Genomic DNA, 19,677 nt, shown 5'->3' on the forward strand with positions numbered 1-19,677 from the left:
TCAGCCTCCGGCGATCGCTTGAAACAGCAAAATGTCGTCACCGTCCTGCACCTGATGGTCGGCCCAGTCGGCACGTGGGATGATGGTTTGGTTGATCGCCAGCGCGGTGCCCGGCTGGTGGCGTTCCAGCTGGGTCAGCAGGGCGGCGACGCTGAGCGGCTGTGCCAGCTCCAGCGGTTGGTCGTTCAGACGGATCTTCATGCGGCGCCTCCGCAGACCGGGCAGGCGCGGGCCCGGCTCAGCTGCAGCGTGCTCCAGCTCTGCTGCTTGCCGTCGAACAGCCGCAGCTTGCCGCTGAGGGAGGAAGGCAGGCCGGCCAGCATCTTGATGGCCTCCAGCGCTTGCAGAGTGCCGATCACGCCCACCACCGGGCCGAGCACCCCGGCGGTGCGGCAGTTGCGCTGCGGTTCTTCCTGCTCCGGGTACAGGCAGGCGTAGCAGCCGTGCGCATAGGGCGGCTCGAGCACCAGCAGCTGGCCGCTGAAACCCACTGCGCTGCCGCTGATCAGCGGCTTGGCGGCGGCGATGCAGGCGGCGTTGACCTCATGGCGGGTCGCCATGTTGTCGCAGCAGTCCAGCACCAGATCGGCGCGGGCGACCGCGTCGCGCAGCGCTTGCCCTTGCAGCCGCTGCGCCAGCGGGATGGACTCCACCAACGGGTTCAACGCCTGCAGATGGCGTTGCGCCAGCGCCGCCTTGCCGGTGGCGGTATCGGCGCTGCGGTACAGGATTTGCCGTTGCAGGTTGGTGACGTGCAGCGTGTCGTCGTCGGCCAGCAGCAGCGTGCCGACCCCGGCGGCGGCCAGATACAGCGAAGCCGGGGACCCCAGCCCCCCCAGGCCGACGATCAGCACCGTGGCGCGCTTGAGTTTTTCCTGACCTTCCGGGCCGACATCCTCCAGCAGCAGCTGGCGGCTGTAGCGCAGGAACTCCCGATCGTTAAGCATCGTTCGGCTCCTTACCTTCGATCAGCCGCAGCAGTTCGGCCGTCGCCGCGCGCCAGTCCGGCGCCTGGGTGATGGCGCTGACCACCGCCACGCTGCCGACGCCGCACGCCAGCACCGCCGGTACGCGATCGATACTGATCCCGCCGATCGCCACCGTCGGGTAATCCGCCAAACCGGCGATGTGGCGTTTTAACTCCGCCAGCCCCTGCGGCGCCGAAGGCATGTCTTTGGTCTGGGTGGGGAAGATGTGCCCCAGCGCGATGTAGGAGGGTTTCACCGCCAGCGCGCGCGCCAGCTCGGCATCGTCATGGGTGGAAACGCCGAGCCGCAGCCCGGCGCGGTGAATAGCCGCCAGATCGGTGGTATCGAGATCTTCCTGGCCCAGATGCACGCCGTAGGCGCCGTGCCTGATCGCCAGCCGCCAGTAATCGTTGATGAACAGCCGCGCCTGATAACGCCGACCCAGCGCGATGGCGGCGGCGATATCCTCTTCGACCTGCTCGTCCGGCAGATCCTTGATGCGCAGCTGGATCGTGGTAACGCCGGCCTCCAGCAGGCGAGCGATCCACGCCACGCTGTCGACGACCGGGTAAAGCCCCAGTTTGTGGGGCGTCGCCGGGAAGGGCGTCGTGATATCAGTCATTGCTCGTCTCCTCCTGCAGGTTGCCGGCGCTGTGATACAGCTCGCTGCCGCGGGCGCGGAACTCGGCGGACATTTTCTCCATGCCGGTCAGCTGCACCTCGATCGGTTTGGCGGCCTCTTGGGCGGCGGCGTAGTCGCGCACCTCTTGTGAAATCTTCATCGAGCAGAATTTCGGTCCGCACATCGAGCAGAAGTGAGCGATCTTGCCGGACTCCTGCGGCAGGGTTTCGTCGTGATAAGCGCGCGCGGTGGCCGGATCGAGCGCCAGATTGAACTGATCTTCCCAGCGGAATTCGAAACGCGCCTTGGACATGGCGTTATCGCGAATTTGCGCGCCCGGATGGCCTTTGGCCAGATCGGCGGCGTGGGCGGCGATCTTGTAGGTGATCAGGCCCTGTTTGACGTCCTCTTTATTCGGCAGGCCGAGGTGCTCTTTCGGCGTGACGTAACACAGCATGGCGCAGCCGAACCAGCCAATCATCGCCGCGCCGATGCCGGAGGTGAAATGGTCATAGCCCGGGGCGATATCGGTGGTCAGCGGGCCAAGGGTGTAGAACGGCGCTTCGTGGCAATGTTCCAGCTCTTCGGTCATGTTGCGGCGGATCATCTGCATCGGCACGTGGCCCGGGCCTTCAATCATCACCTGTACGTCGTATTCCCAGGCGATTTTGGTCAGCTCGCCCAGCGTATGCAGCTCGGCGAACTGGGCCTCGTCGTTGGCGTCCTGAATCGAACCGGGGCGCAGGCCATCGCCGAGCGACAGCGAAACGTCGTAGGCGGCGCAGATCTCGCAGATTTCACGGAAGTGCTGATAGAGGAAGTTTTCCTGATGGTGCGACAGACACCATTTGGCCATGATCGAGCCGCCGCGCGACACGATGCCGGTCAGGCGTTTGGCGGTCATCGGCACGTAGCGCAGCAGCACGCCGGCGTGGATGGTGAAGTAATCGACCCCTTGTTCAGCCTGTTCCAGCAGCGTATCGCGGAACATCTCCCAGGTGAGGTTTTCCGCCACGCCGTTGACCTTCTCCAGCGCCTGGTAGATAGGCACGGTGCCGATGGGCACCGGGCTGTTGCGCAGGATCCACTCGCGGGTTTCGTGAATATAGCGGCCGGTGGAGAGATCCATCACGGTGTCTGCGCCCCAGCGGGTGGCCCACACCAGCTTCTCCACCTCTTCTTCGATCGACGACGTGACCGCCGAGTTGCCGATATTGGCGTTCACCTTCACCAGGAAATTGCGGCCGATGATCATCGGCTCCGCCTCCGGGTGATTGATGTTGGCGGGGATGATGGCGCGGCCGGCGGCCACTTCCTGGCGCACGAACTCCGGCGTGATGTTGTCCGGCAGGTTGGCGCCCCAGCCCTGGCCAGGATGCTGGTGGCGCAGCACCTCGCCGCGAATGCGTTCGCGCCCCATGTTTTCACGGATGGCGATGAACTCCATCTCCGGGGTGACGATGCCGGCGCGGGCATAGTGCAGTTGGGTCACGCACTTGCCCGGCAACGCCTTGCGCGGCAGCGGCAGATGTTCGAAGCGCAGGTGATCCAGCCCCTCGTCCGCCAGACGCTGTTGGGTGAAGCCGGAACTGGCGCCGCTCAGGGTCGCGGTATCGCCGCGCGAGTCGATCCAGCCGGCGCGCAGCTTGGCCAGGCCGGCGTGCACATCGAGCTCGGCCTGCGGATCGCCGTATGGGCCTGCGGTGTCATATACCGGGATCGCCTCGTTCTGTTCATACTGCGGGCTATCTTTGCTGCCGCCGACCAGGGTCGGGCTGAGCTGAATTTCGCGCATCGGCACCTGGATATCGCGGCGCGAGCCCTGCAGGTAGATGCGGCGTGAGTTTGGGAAAGCCATGCCTTGCAGCGTGTCGATAAACTGCTGGGCGGCTTCGCGTTGCGCTTTACGGGCGCGCGGTGGATTAACGTTAGACATAGCAAGTTCCTACCAGTGTGTTGGGTTGGGAAAGTTGCTTGTCTGGAGCTCGGAGGGAGTAATGATGGTGGCCGATAAGGCTGGACGCCCGCAAAGGGAAGGCCGTGCCTGTGGCGATAGATTACTCTTGTTCCCTTCGCGGGTATTAGCCCGATCAGGTTCCGCGGATCCCGAATTAACGGTCTCAGCCTGGCTGATTCGATGAACAAATCAGGCGCTAGGCACTCCGACAAGATGCCCCCAGTATAGGAGGGATAAGAAAAAAAACTATAAAATTTTAACGCGCCGGATCCAGCGCCTGGTCCGGCAGCGGTTGCTGCGCGGCCTCCGCTTCCAACAGGATCAGCTTATCTTCCAGCGCAAAGCGCGCCGCCAGCGTTTCGCCGATATCCGACAAGGCCTGATGGAATTCCAGACAGACCTCCTGATCGATATCCACTTCGGTATAGCGATCGTGGAACGCCATGATCTGTTCGGTATTGGCCCATAGCTTGGGGTAGATGTTCACCGCCAGCGACATTTTCGGACTGGCTGCGCCTTCCACTTGTTTGATAATTCTGTCATAGATATGAAAATGCCCTGCTGAGAGGTAATCCACCAGGTTATGGCAAAAGTTCTCCAGCGCTTTTTCATTCAGCGGCGTATGCTTTTCTTTATTCGGTTTGAGGCCTACCAGCGTGCAGTAGGCGACCAGCAACTGCTTGCGGGCCTGAAGCCATTGATCAACTAATTCATTACTACCGCCAACGCGCTGAGTCAGCCTTTCCAAACGGTTGAGCATGTTTGACTCCGTGTAAGTAACAAAAGTAACCGGTAAGTTATTAAAATGTAACAAAGCCGATTTGTAGAGTGCCAGTGAAGCTGAGGTTGTGCAACAACGATATGGAACTTGCATTAACGGGCAATGAAAACGGCTGGTGGATCGTCAGCCATGAAAGCAAACTTTGGTTACCGAACGGTGAATTGCCGTCGGGGACGGCCGCCGCCCTCGGGCTGCAGGGCCACATGGCGCGCGTCATCGGTGAGTGGGAGGGCGCGCCGGTCTGGCTGGTGCGCCAGGCGATGCCGCGGGAGATGGGATCGGTGCGTCAGCTGTTGGATCAGGATCGCGGTCTGTTCCAGCTTGCCGGGCGCGGCGTGCAGCTGGCGGATTTCTACCGCTCCCATCGCTATTGCGGCTACTGCGGCCATGAGATGCATCTCAGCCGCACCGAAAGCGCCTGCCTCTGCGGCCACTGCAAAGAACGGTACTACCCGCAGATTGCGCCCTGCGTGATCGTCGCCATTCGGCGCGACGATCAGATCCTGCTGGCGCAGCACGTGCGCCATCGCGGCGGTATCCACACGGTGCTGGCCGGTTTCGTCGAAGTGGGCGAAACGCTGGAGCAGGCGGTGGCGCGCGAAGTGATGGAAGAGAGCAATATCGAAATCAAGAACCTGCGCTACGTCACTTCACAACCCTGGCCGTTCCCACACTCGCTGATGATGGCCTTTATGGCCGATTACCATCAGGGCGACCTTCGTCACGATCCCAAGGAGCTGCTCAACGCAGGCTGGTATCGCTACGACCAACTGCCGCTGTTGCCGCCGCCCGGCACCGTGGCGCGCCGGTTGATTGAGGACACCGTGGCGCTGTGCCGGGAAGAATAATGTACAATGGCCGGCAGATTATTAAGGGAGCCCCATAAATGACTGAGTTGAAGAACGATCGCTACCTGCGCGCGCTGTTGCGCCAGCCGGTGGATGTGACCCCCGTATGGATGATGCGCCAGGCCGGTCGTTATTTGCCGGAGTACAAGGCGACCCGCGCCCAGGCCGGTGATTTCATGTCGCTGTGCAAGAACGCGGAGCTGGCCTGTGAGGTTACGCTGCAGCCGCTGCGCCGCTATGCGCTGGACGCCGCCATTCTGTTCTCCGACATTCTCACCATTCCCGACGCCATGGGGCTTGGCCTGTACTTTGAAGCCGGCGAAGGCCCGCGTTTCAGCTCACCTATCACCTGCCGTGCCGACGTCGACAAACTGCCGGCGTTCGATCCGGAAGTGGAGCTGGGCTATGTGATGAACGCGGTGCGCACCATCCGCCGCGAGCTGAAGGGCGAAGTGCCTCTGATCGGCTTCTCCGGCAGCCCGTGGACGCTGGCTAGCTATATGGTTGAAGGCGGGAGCAGCAAGGCCTTCACCAAGCTGAAAAAAATGATGTATGCCGAACCGGCCACGCTGCACCTGTTGCTGGACAAGCTGGCGGACAGCGTGATCCTGTACCTCAACGCCCAAATCAAGGCCGGCGCGCAGTCGGTGATGGTGTTCGACACCTGGGGCGGGGTGCTGACCGGGCGCGATTACCGCGAGTTCTCGTTGCACTACATGCACAAGATCGTCGATGGCCTGCTGCGTGAAAATGACGGCCGCCGCGTGCCGGTGACGCTGTTTACCAAAGGCGGCGGGCAGTGGCTGGAGGCGATGGCCGCCACCGGCTGCGATGCGCTGGGGCTGGACTGGACCACCGATATCGCCGACGCGCGTCGTCGCGTGGGCGACACAGTGGCGCTGCAGGGCAATATGGATCCGTCGATGCTCTATGCTTCTCCGGCGCGCATCGCGGAAGAGGTGGAGACCATTCTGGCCGGTTTTGGCCACGGCAACGGTCATGTGTTCAACCTGGGCCACGGCATCCATCAGGATGTGCCGCCTGAGCACGCTGGCGCCTTCGTCGAGGCGGTGCACGCGCAGTCGGCGAAATACCACCGTTAAGGATTCGATGTGACCGATATGCAGGCCCTGCGCGCCGAACAGCTGCGGCGCGCTGCTGAAGTCATTCGCTACGACGATCTGCCGGCCGAACCGCCGGCCTTCATCGCCGGCGCTGACGTGGGCTTCGAGCAGGAGGGGGCGGTGACGCGTGCCGCCATCGCCATACTGCGCTATCCGTCGCTGGAGCTGGTGGAATATCAGGTGGCGCGCATCGCCACCGTCATGCCTTATATCCCGGGCTTCCTGTCGTTTCGCGAATATCCGGCGCTGTTGGCCGCCTGGGCACAACTACGGCAAAAGCCGGGGCTGATCTTCGTCGATGGGCATGGTATTTCACATCCGCGGCGCCTCGGCGTCGCCAGCCATTTCGGCCTGCTGGTCGATGTACCGACCATCGGCGTGGCCAAGAAGCGCCTGTGCGGCAAATTCGCGCCGCTGGAGGCCGCCGTCGGCGCGCTGGCACCGTTGGAAGATAAGGGGGAACAGCTGGGCTGGGTATGGCGCAGCAAGGCGCGCTGCAACCCGCTATTCATCTCTACCGGTCACCGCGTGGGCGCCGACAGCGCGCTGGTGTGGGTGCAGCGCTGTATGGCGGGCTACCGTTTGCCGGAGCCGACCCGCTGGGCCGACGCCATCGCTTCGCGCCGTCCGGCGTTTCAGCGTTGGTTGCAGCAGCATCCGGAGGTGTCGCCATGAGCGATTTCGGGTACACTGCGCCGCAGATAACGCGTAAGAGAGTAAAGCATGCTACGTAACCCGATTCATTTACGTCTGGAACGGCACGAGGCTTGGCAACATTTGACCTTTATGGCCAGTTTGTGCGAGCGTATGTACCCGAATTACCAGATGTTCTGCAAACAGACCGAGTTCGGCGATCCGGCGATTTATCGCCGCATTCTGGATTTGGTGTGGGAAACGCTGGTGGTGAAGGACGCCAAGGTCAACTTCGACAGCCAGCTCGAGAAGTTGGAAGAGGCGATTCCGTCGGCGGAAGATTACGATCTTTACGGCGTTTACCCGGCAATTGATGCCTGTATCGCATTAGGGGAACTGATCCATTCGCGGCTCGGCGGGGAGACGCTGGAGCACGCCATCGCCATCAGCGAAACATCGATTCGCACCGTGGCGATGTTGGAAATGACTCAAGCCGGCAGGGAAATGACCGACGAAGAGTTGGGAAGTTTGCCTGCGGTAGAGGAAGAATGGGACATTCAATGGGAAATTTTCCGCCTGTTGGACGCCTGTGAAGAGCGCGATATAGACCTGATCAAGGGGCTGCGATCCGACCTGCGAGAGGCCGGTGTCAGCAACATCGGGATAAATTTAGCGCAATAAGGCAACAAAACGTGATTTAACGCCTGATTTGTCATGCCTTAAGGCTTCACATCCGCACCCTGTCTGGTCTACATTTGGGGGGCGTAAAAAAAGTGGCTATCGGTGCGTGTATGCAGGAGAGTGCTGTCAATCGGCATATCCGTCGCACTCGATGCTTTGCAAACGATAAACACACTGTAAGGATAACTTATGAACAAGACTCAACTGATTGATGTAATCGCGGACAAGGCTGACCTTTCCAAAGCACAAGCTAAACTGGCTCTGGAATCCACCCTGGCTGCTATTACTGAGTCTCTGAAAGAAGGTGATGCAGTACAATTGGTTGGCTTCGGTACTTTCAAAGTAAACCATCGTAGCGAGCGCACTGGCCGCAACCCACAGACTGGCAAAGAAATCAAAATCGCAGCAGCCAACGTGCCTGCGTTCGTTTCTGGCAAAGCACTGAAAGACGCTGTTAAATAAGACCGCGCCTCGGTGAAAAGATTAAACAGAGGGGCGATGGCGCCCCTTTTGTTTACTCGTCGGGTGCTCATGGCCGCCGGCATCGCCCTCGGTCTGAGCGCCTGCAGTTTCCATTCCGATATTCCCAGCTTTACCGCCAGCGGCTTTGTGGCCGATCAAGGCGTGATACGCCTGTGGCGTAAAGACGATGAGCAACATCGCCCGCAGGTGCTGGTCAGCGTCTACAGTCCCTACCGCGGACCGGGTACCATCACCACGCTGTACACCTATCAGGGCGACGTGCTGCGCCAAATCAAACGCAACGACGCCGACGGCGATCGAGATTCCATTCAACTGCGCTTTGCCGACGACGGCACGGTGAGCTTTATGCAGCGCCAGCTGGCGACACGCCGCGAACCGCTGACCCGCGATGAAATCGCCCTGTATCAATATCAGGCGCGACGTATCCTCGAAGTCAGCAATGCGCTGCGCGCCGGCAAGGTCAAATTGCTGCAGGGGCGTTGGTTGCAGGGCGAAGTGCAAACCTGCGACGGGCAGCGCTTAAAACCCGGGTTGGATGCCTCCGCCATCGCCTGGATCGAAAAACGCGCCCGCAGCAGCAGCCGGCCGGTGAGCGTCGCCTGGTTGGAAGCGCCGGAAGGCAGCGAGCTGCTGCTGGTAGCGAACGACGACTTCTGCAGCTGGGAACCGAAAGAAGACCAGCTATAAAAAAGGCCCCGCGCTGCGGAGCCTCTTGTCATGACCTTATCAGGTCAAATCACTTGCCGCGCGCAATCGCGCGATAACCGATATCTTTGCGGCAGAAGCTGCCCGGCCACTGGATGCCTTCCGCCAGCTGATAAGCGCGTTGTTGCGCCTGCGCTACGGTGTCGCCCAGCGCCGTCACGCACAGAACGCGACCGCCGCTGGTGACGACGTCATTGCCCTGCAGGCGCGTGCCGGCATGGAAGACCTTACCGTCGGCGCTTTCCTGTTGCGGCAGCCCCTGGATCACCTCGCCGTTGCGATAGTCACCCGGATAACCGCCGGCCGCCAGCACCACGCCGAGCGCGGGGCGCTCGTCCCAGTCGGAGGTTTTCTCGTTCAGGCGGCCTTCGGCTCCCGCCAGGCACAGTTCCACCAGATCGGAACGCAGGCGCAGCATGATCGGCTGGGTTTCCGGATCGCCGAAACGACAGTTGAATTCGATCACCTTCGGCTGGCCGTCGGCGGCGATCATCAGGCCGGCGTAAAGGAAGCCGACGTAGGTGTTGCCTTCCGCCGCCATGCCGCGCACCGTCGGCCAGATCACCTGGTCCATGGCGCGCTGGTGGATTTCGTCGGTCACTACCGGTGCGGGAGAATAGGCGCCCATGCCACCGGTGTTCGGGCCGGTGTCGCCGTCGCCGACGCGCTTGTGGTCCTGGCTGGTGGCCATCGGCACCACGTTCTCGCCGTCGACCATCACAATGAAGCTGGCCTCTTCACCGTCAAGGAACTCTTCCACCACGATGCGATGACCGGCGTCGCCGAAGGCGTTGCCGGCCAACATGTCGCGCACCGCCTCTTCCGCTTCCTGCAGCGTCATCGCGACGATCACGCCTTTACCGGCCGCCAGGCCATCGGCCTTGATGACGATCGGCGCGCCTTTGCTGCGCACGTAGGCCAGCGCCGGCTCCACGTCGGTGAAGTTTTCATATTCGGCGGTCGGGATGCGGTGGCGCGCCAGGAAATCCTTAGTGAAAGCTTTGGAGCCTTCGAGCTGCGCGGCGGCCTGCGTCGGGCCGAAGATTTTCAGACCGGCGGCCTGGAAGGCGTCGACCACGCCAATCACCAGCGGGGCTTCCGGCCCGACGATGGTCAGACCGATGTCATGGCTCTGGGCGAAAGCGACCAGGGCGGGGATATCGGTGGCGGCGATCGCCACGTTCTCCAGATTGGCTTCCAGCGCGGTGCCGGCATTGCCCGGCGCAACGTAGACTTTATCCGCCAGCGGAGACTGGGCGGCTTTCCAGGCCAGCGCGTGCTCGCGCCCGCCGTTGCCGATAATCAAAATGTTCATCAGGGGCTCCACGAATGGCGTGCGCCGGAGCGCACGCGGCAAAAGGAATTAATGGCGGAAATGACGCATGTCGGTGAAGATCATCGCGATGCCGTGTTCGTTGGCGGCGGCGATCACTTCGTCGTCGCGGATCGAGCCGCCAGGCTGGATCACGCAGGTGATGCCGACTGCAGCTGCGGCATCGATGCCGTCACGGAACGGGAAGAAGGCGTCGGAGGCCATGGCGGATCCTTTCACTTCCAGCCCTTCGTCGCTCGCTTTGATGCCGGCGATCTTGGCGGAATAAACGCGGCTCATCTGGCCGGCGCCTATGCCGATGGTCATGTTGTCACGTGCATAAACGATGGCGTTGGATTTCACGAACTTGGCCACTTTCCAGCAGAACAGCGCGTCACGCAGTTCCTGTTCGGTCGGTTGGCGCTCGGATACCACGCGCAGATCGGCGGCGGTCACCATGCCGAGATCGCGATCCTGTACCAGCAGCCCGCCGTTGACGCGCTTGAAGTCCAGCCCCGCCACGCGTTGCTGCCACTGGCCGCAGGCCAGCACGCGCACGTTCTGTTTGGCGGCCAGCAGGGAGCGCGCTTCCTGAGTGACGTTTGGCGCGATGATCACTTCCACGAACTGGCGGCTGATGATCGCCTGCGCGGTGGCGGCGTCCAGCTCGCGGTTAAAGGCGATGATGCCGCCGAAGGCGGAGGTCGGGTCGGTTTGGTAAGCGCGCTCATAGGCGGCGAGGATGTCGTCGCCGATCGCCACGCCGCAAGGGTTGGCGTGCTTGACGATCACGCAGGCCGGTTCGGCGAACTCTTTCACGCATTCCAGCGCGGCGTCGGTATCGGCGATGTTGTTATAGGAGAGTGCTTTGCCCTGCAGCTGCTCGGCGGTCGCGACGGACGCTTCCTTTACCTCTTCTTCTATATAGAAGGCGGCCTGCTGGTGGCTGTTCTCACCGTAACGCATATCCTGCTTCTTGATGTAGTTGAGGTTCAGAGTACGAGGGAAGCGGCCGGACGGCTGTTCGGTCTCGCCGTGGTACGCCGGCACCAGCGCGCCGAAGTAGTTGGCGATCATGCTGTCGTAGGCGGCGGTGTGTTCGAAGGCCTTGATGGCGAGATCGAAGCGGGTGGCATAGCGCAGCGAGCCGTCGTTGTTGTCCATCTCGGTAATGATGGCGGCGTAGTCGCTGCTCTTCACCACGATGGCGACGTCTTTATGGTTCTTGGCGGCAGAGCGCACCATGGTCGGGCCGCCGATATCGATATTTTCGACCGCGTCTTCCAGCGAGCAATCTGGGCGCGCCACGGTTTGGGCGAACGGGTACAGATTGACGACCACCATGTCGATAGGCTGGATGTCATGCTGATTCATGACCGCGTCGTCCTGGCCGCGGCGGCCGAGGATACCGCCGTGAACTTTCGGGTGCAGGGTCTTTACTCGTCCGTCCATCATCTCCGGGAAGCCGGTATAGTCGGAAACTTCGGTAACGGGCAGACCGGCGTCTGCCAGCAGGCGGGCGGTGCCGCCGGTTGAGAGCAGTTCAACGCCGCGCTGGGAAAGCGCTTCGGCGAATTCAACGATACCGGCTTTGTCAGACACGCTGAGCAGAGCCCGGCGGATTGGACGAGGTTGTTGCATGGTTTTATCCCTTGGCTTTGAGTCGCAATTAAAGAGCGTTACGTGAATGTCCACCTCGTTCTCTCTATAAAGCGCGGTTTTCTGCCTTATAAAGGGAGGGACAGGCACAAATTCAGGTAACGCCCCCGTAAAAAGGGGGATCGTTTCGTCGCGGGGAATTGTAGCGAAAACGTTTGCGTGGCGCTCGTAAATTTTCCGTACAAATCGCATCTGTGGATAACACTGTGCGCAAGTGGGTATAAAGCGGGGTTTTGCTGTGGAATGCAGCTAACGATCGTTTTTGCTGAAAATACCTGTTGCGGCCTGCGAGGAACTCCCTATAATGCGCCTCCATCGACACGGAACATGTGAACAACTTCACAGAGTATCCGGGGGTCGCAGAGAAAAAATCCTGAAAATTAGGGTTGACTCTGAAAGAGGAAAGCGTAATATACGCCACCTCGAGTTAGCAAGCGAAAGCGCCTAACTCACTGCTCTTTAACAATTTATCAGACAATCTGTGTGGGCACTCCACAAGACGATATCCAGCATCTTCGGATGCAAAAAATATCAAGTCTTGAAGAGTGACTAACTGAAGTAAAATTCATGCAGTAAATCTTTGAGCATCGCTTCTCGAGTGGAAGCACATCAAGCTTTTAATTGAAGAGTTTGATCATGGCTCAGATTGAACGCTGGCGGCAGGCTTAACACATGCAAGTCGAGCGGTAGCACAGGGGAGCTTGCTCCCCGGGTGACGAGCGGCGGACGGGTGAGTAATGTCTGGGAAACTGCCTGATGGAGGGGGATAACTACTGGAAACGGTAGCTAATACCGCATAACGTCGCAAGACCAAAGAGGGGGACCTTCGGGCCTCTTGCCATCAGATGTGCCCAGATGGGATTAGCTAGTAGGTGGGGTAATGGCTCACCTAGGCGACGATCCCTAGCTGGTCTGAGAGGATGACCAGCCACACTGGAACTGAGACACGGTCCAGACTCCTACGGGAGGCAGCAGTGGGGAATATTGCACAATGGGCGCAAGCCTGATGCAGCCATGCCGCGTGTGTGAAGAAGGCCTTCGGGTTGTAAAGCACTTTCAGCGAGGAGGAAGGTGGTGAACTTAATACGTTCATCAATTGACGTTACTCGCAGAAGAAGCACCGGCTAACTCCGTGCCAGCAGCCGCGGTAATACGGAGGGTGCAAGCGTTAATCGGAATTACTGGGCGTAAAGCGCACGCAGGCGGTTTGTTAAGTCAGATGTGAAATCCCCGGGCTCAACCTGGGAACTGCATTTGAAACTGGCAAGCTAGAGTCTCGTAGAGGGGGTAGAATTCCAGGTGTAGCGGTGAAATGCGTAGAGATCTGGAGGAATACCGGTGGCGAAGGCGGCCCCCTGGACGAAGACTGACGCTCAGGTGCGAAAGCGTGGGGAGCAAACAGGATTAGATACCCTGGTAGTCCACGCTGTAAACGATGTCGATTTGGAGGTTGTGCCCTTGAGGCGTGGCTTCCGGAGCTAACGCGTTAAATCGACCGCCTGGGGAGTACGGCCGCAAGGTTAAAACTCAAATGAATTGACGGGGGCCCGCACAAGCGGTGGAGCATGTGGTTTAATTCGATGCAACGCGAAGAACCTTACCTACTCTTGACATCCAGAGAACTTAGCAGAGATGCTTTGGTGCCTTCGGGAACTCTGAGACAGGTGCTGCATGGCTGTCGTCAGCTCGTGTTGTGAAATGTTGGGTTAAGTCCCGCAACGAGCGCAACCCTTATCCTTTGTTGCCAGCGGTTCGGCCGGGAACTCAAAGGAGACTGCCAGTGATAAACTGGAGGAAGGTGGGGATGACGTCAAGTCATCATGGCCCTTACGAGTAGGGCTACACACGTGCTACAATGGCGTATACAAAGAGAAGCGACCTCGCGAGAGCAAGCGGACCTCATAAAGTACGTCGTAGTCCGGATTGGAGTCTGCAACTCGACTCCATGAAGTCGGAATCGCTAGTAATCGTAGATCAGAATGCTACGGTGAATACGTTCCCGGGCCTTGTACACACCGCCCGTCACACCATGGGAGTGGGTTGCAAAAGAAGTAGGTAGCTTAACCTTCGGGAGGGCGCTTACCACTTTGTGATTCATGACTGGGGTGAAGTCGTAACAAGGTAACCGTAGGGGAACCTGCGGTTGGATCACCTCCTTACCTAAAGATATTAGTTCGAGTGGCGTGCTCACACAGATTGTCTGATAGAAAGTAACGAGCAGAAATACCTTTATAGGCTTGTAGCTCAGGTGGTTAGAGCGCACCCCTGATAAGGGTGAGGTCGGTGGTTCAAGTCCACTCAGGCCTACCACTTCTTGTAAGTGGAAAAGGTACTGCACGTGACTGTATGGGGCTATAGCTCAGCTGGGAGAGCGCCTGCCTTGCACGCAGGAGGTCAGCGGTTCGATCCCGCTTAGCTCCACCATATAGTCCGGTATTTCAATACTTCAGAGTATATTGGCGACAGTATGCTGCGAAGTATTTTGCTCTTTAACAATCTGGAACAAGCTGAAAATTGAAACATGACGGCTGAAATTTATCCCTCCGTAGATGTACTGGGATGAAGAGTAACCTGTCATAGAGTCTCTCAAATGTTTGCAGCGCGAACGATGGAAACATCTTCGGGTTGTGAGGTTAAGTGACTAAGCGTACACGGTGGATGCCTAGGCAGTCAGAGGCGATGAAGGGCGTGCTAATCTGCGAAAAGCGTCGGTAAGGTGATATGAACCGTTATAACCGGCGATACCCGAATGGGGAAACCCAGTGTGTTTCGACACACTATCATGTCATGAATACATAGTGGCATGAGGCGAACCGGGGGAACTGAAACATCTAAGTACCCCGAGGAAAAGAAATCAACCGAGATTCCCCCAGTAGCGGCGAGCGAACGGGGAGGAGCCCAGAACCTGAATCGGCTTGTGTGTTAGTGGAAGCGTCTGGAAAGTCGCGCAGCAAAGGGTGATAGCCCCGTACACTAAAATGCACAGGTCGTGAGTTCGATGAGTAGGGCGGGACACGTGACATCCTGTCTGAATATGGGGGGACCATCCTCCAAGGCTAAATACTCCTGACTGACCGATAGTGAACCAGTACCGTGAGGGAAAGGCGAAAAGAACCCCGGCGAGGGGAGTGAAATAGAACCTGAAACCGTGTACGTACAAGCAGTGGGAGCACCTTCGTGGTGTGACTGCGTACCTTTTGTATAATGGGTCAGCGACTTATATTTTGTAGCAAGGTTAACCGTATAGGGGAGCCGTAGGGAAACCGAGTCTTAACTGGGCGATTAGTTGCAAGGTATAGACCCGAAACCCGGTGATCTAGCCATGGGCAGGTTGAAGGTTGGGTAACACTAACTGGAGGACCGAACCGACTAATGTTGAAAAATTAGCGGATGACTTGTGGCTGGGGGTGAAAGGCCAATCAAACCGGGAGATAGCTGGTTCTCCCCGAAAGCTATTTAGGTAGCGCCTCGTGAACTCATCTTCGGGGGTAGAGCACTGTTTCGGCTAGGGGGCCATCCCGGCTTACCAAACCGATGCAAACTCCGAATACCGAAGAATGTTATCACGGGAGACACACGGCGGGTGCTAACGTCCGTCGTGAAGAGGGAAACAACCCAGACCGCCAGCTAAGGTCCCAAAGTCATGGTTAAGTGGGAAACGATGTGGGAAGGCATAGACAGCCAGGATGTTGGCTTAGAAGCAGCCATCATTTAAAGAAAGCGTAATAGCTCACTGGTCGAGTCGGCCTGCGCGGAAGATGTAACGGGGCTAAACCATGCACCGAAGCTGCGGCAGCGACGCTTAGCGTTGTTGGGTAGGGGAGCGTTCTGTAAGCCGTTGAAGGTGGCCTGTGAGGGTTGCTGGAGGTATCAGAAGTGCGAATGCTGACATAAGTAACGATAAAGCGGGTGAAAAGCCCGCTCGCCGGAAGACCAAGGGTTCCTGTCCAACGTTAATCGGGGCAGGGTGAGTCGACCCCTAAGGCGAGGCTGAAAAGCGTAGTCGATGGGAAACAGGTTAATATTCCTGTACTTGGTGTTACTGCGAAGGGGGGACGGAGAAGGCTAGGCTGGCCGGGCGACGGTTGTCCCGGTTTAAGCGTGTAGGGGGTGTGACCTGGTAAATCCGGTTGCATATCAACCCTGAGGCGTGATGACGATGCACTACGGTGCAGAAGTAGTTGATGCCCTGCTTCCAGGAAAATCCTCTAAGCTCCAGGTAACATTAAATCGTACCCCAAACCGACACAGGTGGTCAGGTAGAGAATACCAAGGCGCTTGAGAGAACTCGGGTGAAGGAACTAGGCAAAATGGTGCCGTAACTTCGGGAGAAGGCACGCTGGCATGTAGGTGAAGTCCCTTGCGGATGGAGCTGAAGCCAGTCGAAGATACCAGCTGGCTGCAACTGTTTAATAAAAACACAGCACTGTGCAAACACGAAAGTGGACGTATACGGTGTGACGCCTGCCCGGTGCTGGAAGGTTAATTGATGGGGTCAGCCGCAAGGCGAAGCTCTTGATCGAAGCCCCAGTAAACGGCGGCCGTAACTATAACGGTCCTAAGGTAGCGAAATTCCTTGTCGGGTAAGTTCCGACCTGCACGAATGGCGTAATGATGGCCAGGCTGTCTCCACCCGAGACTCAGTGAAATTGAACTCGCTGTGAAGATGCAGTGTACCCGCGGCAAGACGGAAAGACCCCGTGAACCTTTACTATAGCTTGACACTGAACATTGAGCCTTGATGTGTAGGATAGGTGGGAGGCTTTGAAGCGTGGACGCCAGTCTGCGTGGAGCCATCCTTGAAATACCACCCTTTAATGTTTGATGTTCTAACTCGGCCCCGTAATCCGGGGTGAGGACAGTGTCTGGTGGGTAGTTTGACTGGGGCGGTCTCCTCCCAAAGAGTAACGGAGGAGCACGAAGGTTAGCTAATCACGGTCGGACATCGTGAGGTTAGTGCAAAGGCATAAGCTAGCTTGACTGCGAGAGTGACGGCTCGAGCAGGTACGAAAGTAGGTCTTAGTGATCCGGTGGTTCTGAATGGAAGGGCCATCGCTCAACGGATAAAAGGTACTCCGGGGATAACAGGCTGATACCGCCCAAGAGTTCATATCGACGGCGGTGTTTGGCACCTCGATGTCGGCTCATCACATCCTGGGGCTGAAGTAGGTCCCAAGGGTATGGCTGTTCGCCATTTAAAGTGGTACGCGAGCTGGGTTTAGAACGTCGTGAGACAGTTCGGTCCCTATCTGCCGTGGGCGTTGGAAGATTGAGAGGGGTTGCTCCTAGTACGAGAGGACCGGAGTGAACGCACCACTGGTGTTCGGGTTGTCATGCCAATGGCATTGCCCGGTAGCTAAGTGCGGAAAAGATAAGCGCTGAAAGCATCTAAGCGCGAAACTTGCCTCAAGATGAGTCTTCCCTGGGCCTTTAAGGCCCCTGAAGGAACGTTTAAGACTAAGACGTTGATAGGCTGGGTGTGTAAGTGCAGCGATGCATTGAGCTAACCAGTACTAATGATCCGTGAGGCTTAACCTTACAACACCGAAGGTGTTTTTAGAGAGATTTTCAGCGACGTTCCAAGATTGGTTCTGATGGCTTCATGGAAGTGAGGCGGTTGGAATGAAACAGAATTTGCCCTGGCGGCAATAGCGCGGTGGTCCCACCTGACCCCATGCCGAACTCAGAAGTGAAACGCCGTAGCGCCGATGGTAGTGTGGGGTCTCCCCATGCGAGAGTAGGACACTGCCAGGCATCAAATAAAGCCGATTGCTGTGCGTGAAACGTAAAAAAGCGCAGCTACGCTGCGCTGCTTTCTCCTCCTTCTTCTCCGTCAGCGAGCCAGAGAAAAGGCCCCGAAGGGCCTTTGATTAGGGTGTGTTTGCTTTTTTCACTTATTATTCGGTCAATGCGAGCTGCCCTGAGAAATGCCCAGCCCGGTTTGCGAACGAACAAACTGCGCCCGGAAGCGTTCCCGCTCTTGCTGCCCGGCCAGTGAGCTGTCGGTGATCGAGAACAGCCAGGTGCCGACAAAGGCCACGATCATCGAGAACAGCGCCGGGTATTCGTACGGGTAAATCGGTTTCTCATGGCCGAGGATCTGCACCCAGATCGTCGGGCCGAGGATCATCAGAATCACTGCCGTCAGCAGGCCTAACCAGCCGCCAATCATCGCGCCGCGGGTCGTCAAACGCGACCAGTACATCGACAGGATGATGATAGGGAAGTTACAGCTGGCGGCGATGGAGAACGCCAGCCCGACCATAAAGGCGATATTCTGCTTCTCGAACAAAATCCCCAGGGCAATGGCGACCAGGCCTAATACCACGACGGTGATCTTGGAGACCTTCAGCTCATCGCGCTCGGTCGCCTTGCCGTTTTTAATCACGCTGGCGTACAGATCGTGGGACACGGCCGAGGCGCCGGCCAGCGTCAGGCCTGCAACCACCGCCAGAATGGTGGCGAACGCCACCGCCGAGATAAAGCCGAGGAAGAAGTTGCCGCCAACGGCATTGGCCAGGTGCACTGCCGCCATGTTGGTGCCACCCAGCAACGCGCCGGTGGCATCTTTGAACGCCGGATTGGCGCTGACCAGCAAGATGGCGCCGAAGCCGATGATAAAGGTCAGAATATAGAAGTAACCGATAAAGCCGGTGGCGTAGAACACGCTCTTGCGCGCTTCCTTGGCGTCACTCACGGTGAAGAAACGCATCAAGATGTGCGGCAGACCGGCGGTGCCGAACATCAGCGCCAGGCCAAGCGACAGCGCGGAAATCGGATCGGACACCAGCCCGCCGGGGCTCATGATGGCGATGCCTTTCGGATGCACCTTCACCGCTTCGGCGAACAGGGTATTGAAGTCGAAGTTAACCGACTTCATCACCATCAGCGCCATAAAGCTGGCGCCGGCCAGCAGCAGCACCGCTTTGATGATCTGCACCCAGGTGGTGGCCAGCATGCCGCCGAACAGCACGTACAGCACCATCAGGATACCGACCAGGATCACCGCCACATGGTAGTTGAGCCCGAACAGCAGCTGGATCAGCTTGCCGGCGCCGACCATCTGCGCGATCAGATACAACGCCACCACCACCAACGAGCCGCAGGCCGAGAGGGTGCGGATCGGTTTCTGCTGCAGACGGTAAGAGGCGACATCGGCGAAGGTATAGCGGCCGAGATTACGCAGGCGTTCCGCGATCAGGAACAGAATGATCGGCCAGCCGATGAGGAAGCCGATGGAGTAGATCAGGCCGTCATAGCCCGAGGTATAGACCAGTGCGGAGATGCCGAGGAACGAGGCGGCGGACATGAAGTCGCCGGCGATCGCCAGCCCGTTTTGCAGACCGGTGATGCGCCCGCCCGCAGTGTAGTAGTCCTGACGGGAACGGGTGCGTTTGGAGGCCCAATAGGTGATGTAGAGCGTGGCGCCGACAAACAGGATAAACATCACGATCGCCTGGATGTTCAGCGGCTGACGATGCACCTCGCCGCCAATGGCGTCGGCGCAGGCCAGGCCCGGCAGCAACAGCAGCGCGGCGGCGGACAATAAGCGCTTCATTGTTTCACCTCGCGCAGAATCTCTGCGGTGAGGCGATCGAATTCGCCGTTGGCGCGGAACACATAGATCCCGGTCAAGACGAAAGAGATCACGATCAGCCCGACGCCGACCGGGATCCCGCGGGTAATGGTCGATCCGGCGGCGATCGGCGTGCCGAGCCATTGGGGATCGAAGGCGATCAACAAAATGAAGCCGACGTACAGCGCCAGCGTAATCAGCGAAAGCAGCCAGGCGAACCGGCCGCGTTTTCTCACCAGCTCTTTAAAGCGCGGGTTTTCTTCAATCCCTTGATAAATGGTGTCATTCATCAGAGTGTCTCCAGTAGGTATTGATAGAGTACGCCGCG

The 19,677-nt window shown here is 58.7% G+C and carries 15 protein-coding genes, 2 tRNA genes, 3 rRNA genes and 1 riboswitch; of the genes, 11 read left to right on the forward strand and 9 right to left on the reverse strand.

What is annotated here, in order from left to right:
- The 5 genes from thiS to SERRSCBI_RS01375 form a co-directional block, all read right to left on the reverse strand.
- The gene (thiS, locus tag SERRSCBI_RS01355; protein ID WP_016929423.1) at positions 1–201 is read right to left on the reverse strand and encodes a sulfur carrier protein ThiS; all 201 of its coding nucleotides are present in this window, start codon (positions 199–201) and stop codon (positions 1–3) included.
- The gene (locus tag SERRSCBI_RS01360) at positions 198–947 is read right to left on the reverse strand and encodes a HesA/MoeB/ThiF family protein (RefSeq protein ID WP_033644364.1); all 750 of its coding nucleotides are present in this window, start codon (positions 945–947) and stop codon (positions 198–200) included. Before SERRSCBI_RS01360 ends, thiS begins: the two co-directional genes overlap by 4 nt.
- Positions 940–1,590: a thiamine phosphate synthase gene (gene thiE / locus SERRSCBI_RS01365; protein WP_033644365.1), complete on the reverse strand. Its 651-nt coding sequence runs from the start codon at positions 1,588–1,590 to the stop codon at positions 940–942. The genes SERRSCBI_RS01360 and thiE overlap by 8 nt, the downstream gene beginning before the upstream one ends.
- Positions 1,583–3,526, reverse strand: a complete 1,944-nt coding sequence (gene thiC, locus SERRSCBI_RS01370; RefSeq protein WP_042783474.1) for a phosphomethylpyrimidine synthase ThiC — start codon at positions 3,524–3,526, stop codon at positions 1,583–1,585. The genes thiE and thiC overlap by 8 nt, the downstream gene beginning before the upstream one ends.
- 114 nt (positions 3,527–3,640) lie before the next feature.
- Positions 3,641–3,765: riboswitch (TPP riboswitch) on the reverse strand.
- 38 nt (positions 3,766–3,803) lie between these two features.
- Positions 3,804–4,307: an Rsd/AlgQ family anti-sigma factor gene (locus SERRSCBI_RS01375; protein WP_019456431.1), complete on the reverse strand. Its 504-nt coding sequence runs from the start codon at positions 4,305–4,307 to the stop codon at positions 3,804–3,806.
- 101 nt (positions 4,308–4,408) lie between these two features.
- On the opposite strand from SERRSCBI_RS01375, the gene nudC reads away from it, so the two are divergent.
- From nudC to SERRSCBI_RS01405, 6 genes are all read left to right on the forward strand, one after another.
- Entirely contained in the window at positions 4,409–5,176 is a 768-nt protein-coding gene (gene nudC, locus SERRSCBI_RS01380; protein ID WP_033652716.1) for an NAD(+) diphosphatase, read from the forward strand.
- Positions 5,177–5,214: 38 nt separating this feature from the next.
- Entirely contained in the window at positions 5,215–6,279 is a 1,065-nt protein-coding gene (gene hemE / locus SERRSCBI_RS01385; protein ID WP_042783475.1) for a uroporphyrinogen decarboxylase, read from the forward strand.
- A gap of 9 nt (positions 6,280–6,288) precedes the next feature.
- Complete coding sequence (nfi, locus tag SERRSCBI_RS01390) at positions 6,289–6,975, forward strand: deoxyribonuclease V (protein WP_042783476.1); 687 nt, start codon at positions 6,289–6,291, stop codon at positions 6,973–6,975.
- A 48-nt stretch (positions 6,976–7,023) separates the two neighbouring features.
- A complete protein-coding gene (locus SERRSCBI_RS01395; RefSeq protein ID WP_033644369.1) occupies positions 7,024–7,614 on the forward strand; it encodes a YjaG family protein in 591 nt (196 codons plus the stop codon).
- 189 nt (positions 7,615–7,803) lie between these two features.
- Positions 7,804–8,076: a nucleoid-associated protein HU-alpha gene (hupA, locus tag SERRSCBI_RS01400; RefSeq protein ID WP_004929874.1), complete on the forward strand. Its 273-nt coding sequence runs from the start codon at positions 7,804–7,806 to the stop codon at positions 8,074–8,076.
- 36 nt (positions 8,077–8,112) lie between these two features.
- A complete protein-coding gene (locus SERRSCBI_RS01405; protein WP_080273415.1) occupies positions 8,113–8,784 on the forward strand; it encodes a DUF1481 domain-containing protein in 672 nt (223 codons plus the stop codon).
- A gap of 49 nt (positions 8,785–8,833) precedes the next feature.
- On the opposite strand, the gene purD is transcribed toward SERRSCBI_RS01405, so the two are convergent.
- Together purD and purH are read right to left on the reverse strand one after the other, a co-directional pair.
- The gene (purD, locus tag SERRSCBI_RS01410; RefSeq protein ID WP_042783477.1) at positions 8,834–10,117 is read right to left on the reverse strand and encodes a phosphoribosylamine--glycine ligase; all 1,284 of its coding nucleotides are present in this window, start codon (positions 10,115–10,117) and stop codon (positions 8,834–8,836) included.
- A 48-nt stretch (positions 10,118–10,165) separates the two neighbouring features.
- A complete protein-coding gene (gene purH, locus SERRSCBI_RS01415; protein WP_089181545.1) occupies positions 10,166–11,755 on the reverse strand; it encodes a bifunctional phosphoribosylaminoimidazolecarboxamide formyltransferase/IMP cyclohydrolase in 1,590 nt (529 codons plus the stop codon).
- A 636-nt stretch (positions 11,756–12,391) separates the two neighbouring features.
- On the opposite strand from purH, the gene SERRSCBI_RS01420 reads away from it, so the two are divergent.
- The 5 genes from SERRSCBI_RS01420 to rrf all read left to right on the forward strand — a co-directional run bounded on the left by SERRSCBI_RS01420 (position 12,392) and on the right by rrf (position 17,527).
- Positions 12,392–13,932 (forward strand): 16S ribosomal RNA (locus SERRSCBI_RS01420).
- 74 nt (positions 13,933–14,006) lie between these two features.
- A tRNA-Ile gene (locus SERRSCBI_RS01425) sits at positions 14,007–14,083 on the forward strand.
- 38 nt (positions 14,084–14,121) lie between these two features.
- Positions 14,122–14,197, forward strand: a tRNA-Ala gene (locus SERRSCBI_RS01430).
- Between the two features lie 207 nt (positions 14,198–14,404).
- A 23S ribosomal RNA gene (locus SERRSCBI_RS01435) occupies positions 14,405–17,311 on the forward strand.
- Positions 17,312–17,411: 100 nt separating this feature from the next.
- Positions 17,412–17,527: ribosomal RNA gene (rrf, locus tag SERRSCBI_RS01440) — 5S ribosomal RNA — on the forward strand.
- Together the 16S, 23S and 5S rRNA genes with 2 tRNA genes alongside form the textbook arrangement of a ribosomal RNA operon.
- Before the next feature lie 151 nt (positions 17,528–17,678).
- On the opposite strand, the gene actP is transcribed toward rrf, so the two are convergent.
- Positions 17,679–19,331 carry a cation/acetate symporter ActP gene (gene actP / locus SERRSCBI_RS01445; protein ID WP_004930048.1) on the reverse strand — a complete coding sequence of 551 codons (1,653 nt, stop codon included), beginning with the start codon at positions 19,329–19,331 and terminating at the stop codon, positions 17,679–17,681.
- Positions 19,328–19,639, reverse strand: coding sequence for a DUF485 domain-containing protein (locus tag SERRSCBI_RS01450; RefSeq protein WP_004930047.1), 312 nt, complete (start codon positions 19,637–19,639; stop codon positions 19,328–19,330). The genes actP and SERRSCBI_RS01450 overlap by 4 nt, the downstream gene beginning before the upstream one ends.
- Between the last annotated feature and the right edge of the window lie 38 nt (positions 19,640–19,677).

This window comes from Serratia sp. SCBI (genome assembly GCF_000747565.1).
Classification (GTDB): Bacteria; Pseudomonadota; Gammaproteobacteria; order Enterobacterales; family Enterobacteriaceae; genus Serratia; species Serratia ureilytica.

Bases quoted from the DNA above. Each gene is read 5' to 3' on its own strand.
- thiS (WP_016929423.1), bottom strand. From the start codon at position 201: ATGAAGATCCGTCTGAACGACCAACCGCTGGAGCTGGCACAGCCGCTC.
- SERRSCBI_RS01360 (WP_033644364.1), bottom strand. From the start codon at position 947: ATGCTTAACGATCGGGAGTTCCTGCGCTACAGCCGCCAGCTGCTGCTG.
- thiE (WP_033644365.1), bottom strand. From the start codon at position 1,590: ATGACTGATATCACGACGCCCTTCCCGGCGACGCCCCACAAACTGGGG.
- thiC (WP_042783474.1), bottom strand. From the start codon at position 3,526: ATGTCTAACGTTAATCCACCGCGCGCCCGTAAAGCGCAACGCGAAGCC.
- SERRSCBI_RS01375 (WP_019456431.1), bottom strand. From the start codon at position 4,307: ATGCTCAACCGTTTGGAAAGGCTGACTCAGCGCGTTGGCGGTAGTAAT.
- nudC (WP_033652716.1), top strand. From the start codon at position 4,409: ATGGAACTTGCATTAACGGGCAATGAAAACGGCTGGTGGATCGTCAGC.
- hemE (WP_042783475.1), top strand. From the start codon at position 5,215: ATGACTGAGTTGAAGAACGATCGCTACCTGCGCGCGCTGTTGCGCCAG.
- SERRSCBI_RS01395 (WP_033644369.1), top strand. From the start codon at position 7,024: ATGCTACGTAACCCGATTCATTTACGTCTGGAACGGCACGAGGCTTGG.
- hupA (WP_004929874.1), top strand. From the start codon at position 7,804: ATGAACAAGACTCAACTGATTGATGTAATCGCGGACAAGGCTGACCTT.
- SERRSCBI_RS01405 (WP_080273415.1), top strand. From the start codon at position 8,113: ATGGCGCCCCTTTTGTTTACTCGTCGGGTGCTCATGGCCGCCGGCATC.
- purD (WP_042783477.1), bottom strand. From the start codon at position 10,117: ATGAACATTTTGATTATCGGCAACGGCGGGCGCGAGCACGCGCTGGCC.
- purH (WP_089181545.1), bottom strand. From the start codon at position 11,755: ATGCAACAACCTCGTCCAATCCGCCGGGCTCTGCTCAGCGTGTCTGAC.
- actP (WP_004930048.1), bottom strand. From the start codon at position 19,331: ATGAAGCGCTTATTGTCCGCCGCCGCGCTGCTGTTGCTGCCGGGCCTG.
- SERRSCBI_RS01450 (WP_004930047.1), bottom strand. From the start codon at position 19,639: ATGAATGACACCATTTATCAAGGGATTGAAGAAAACCCGCGCTTTAAA.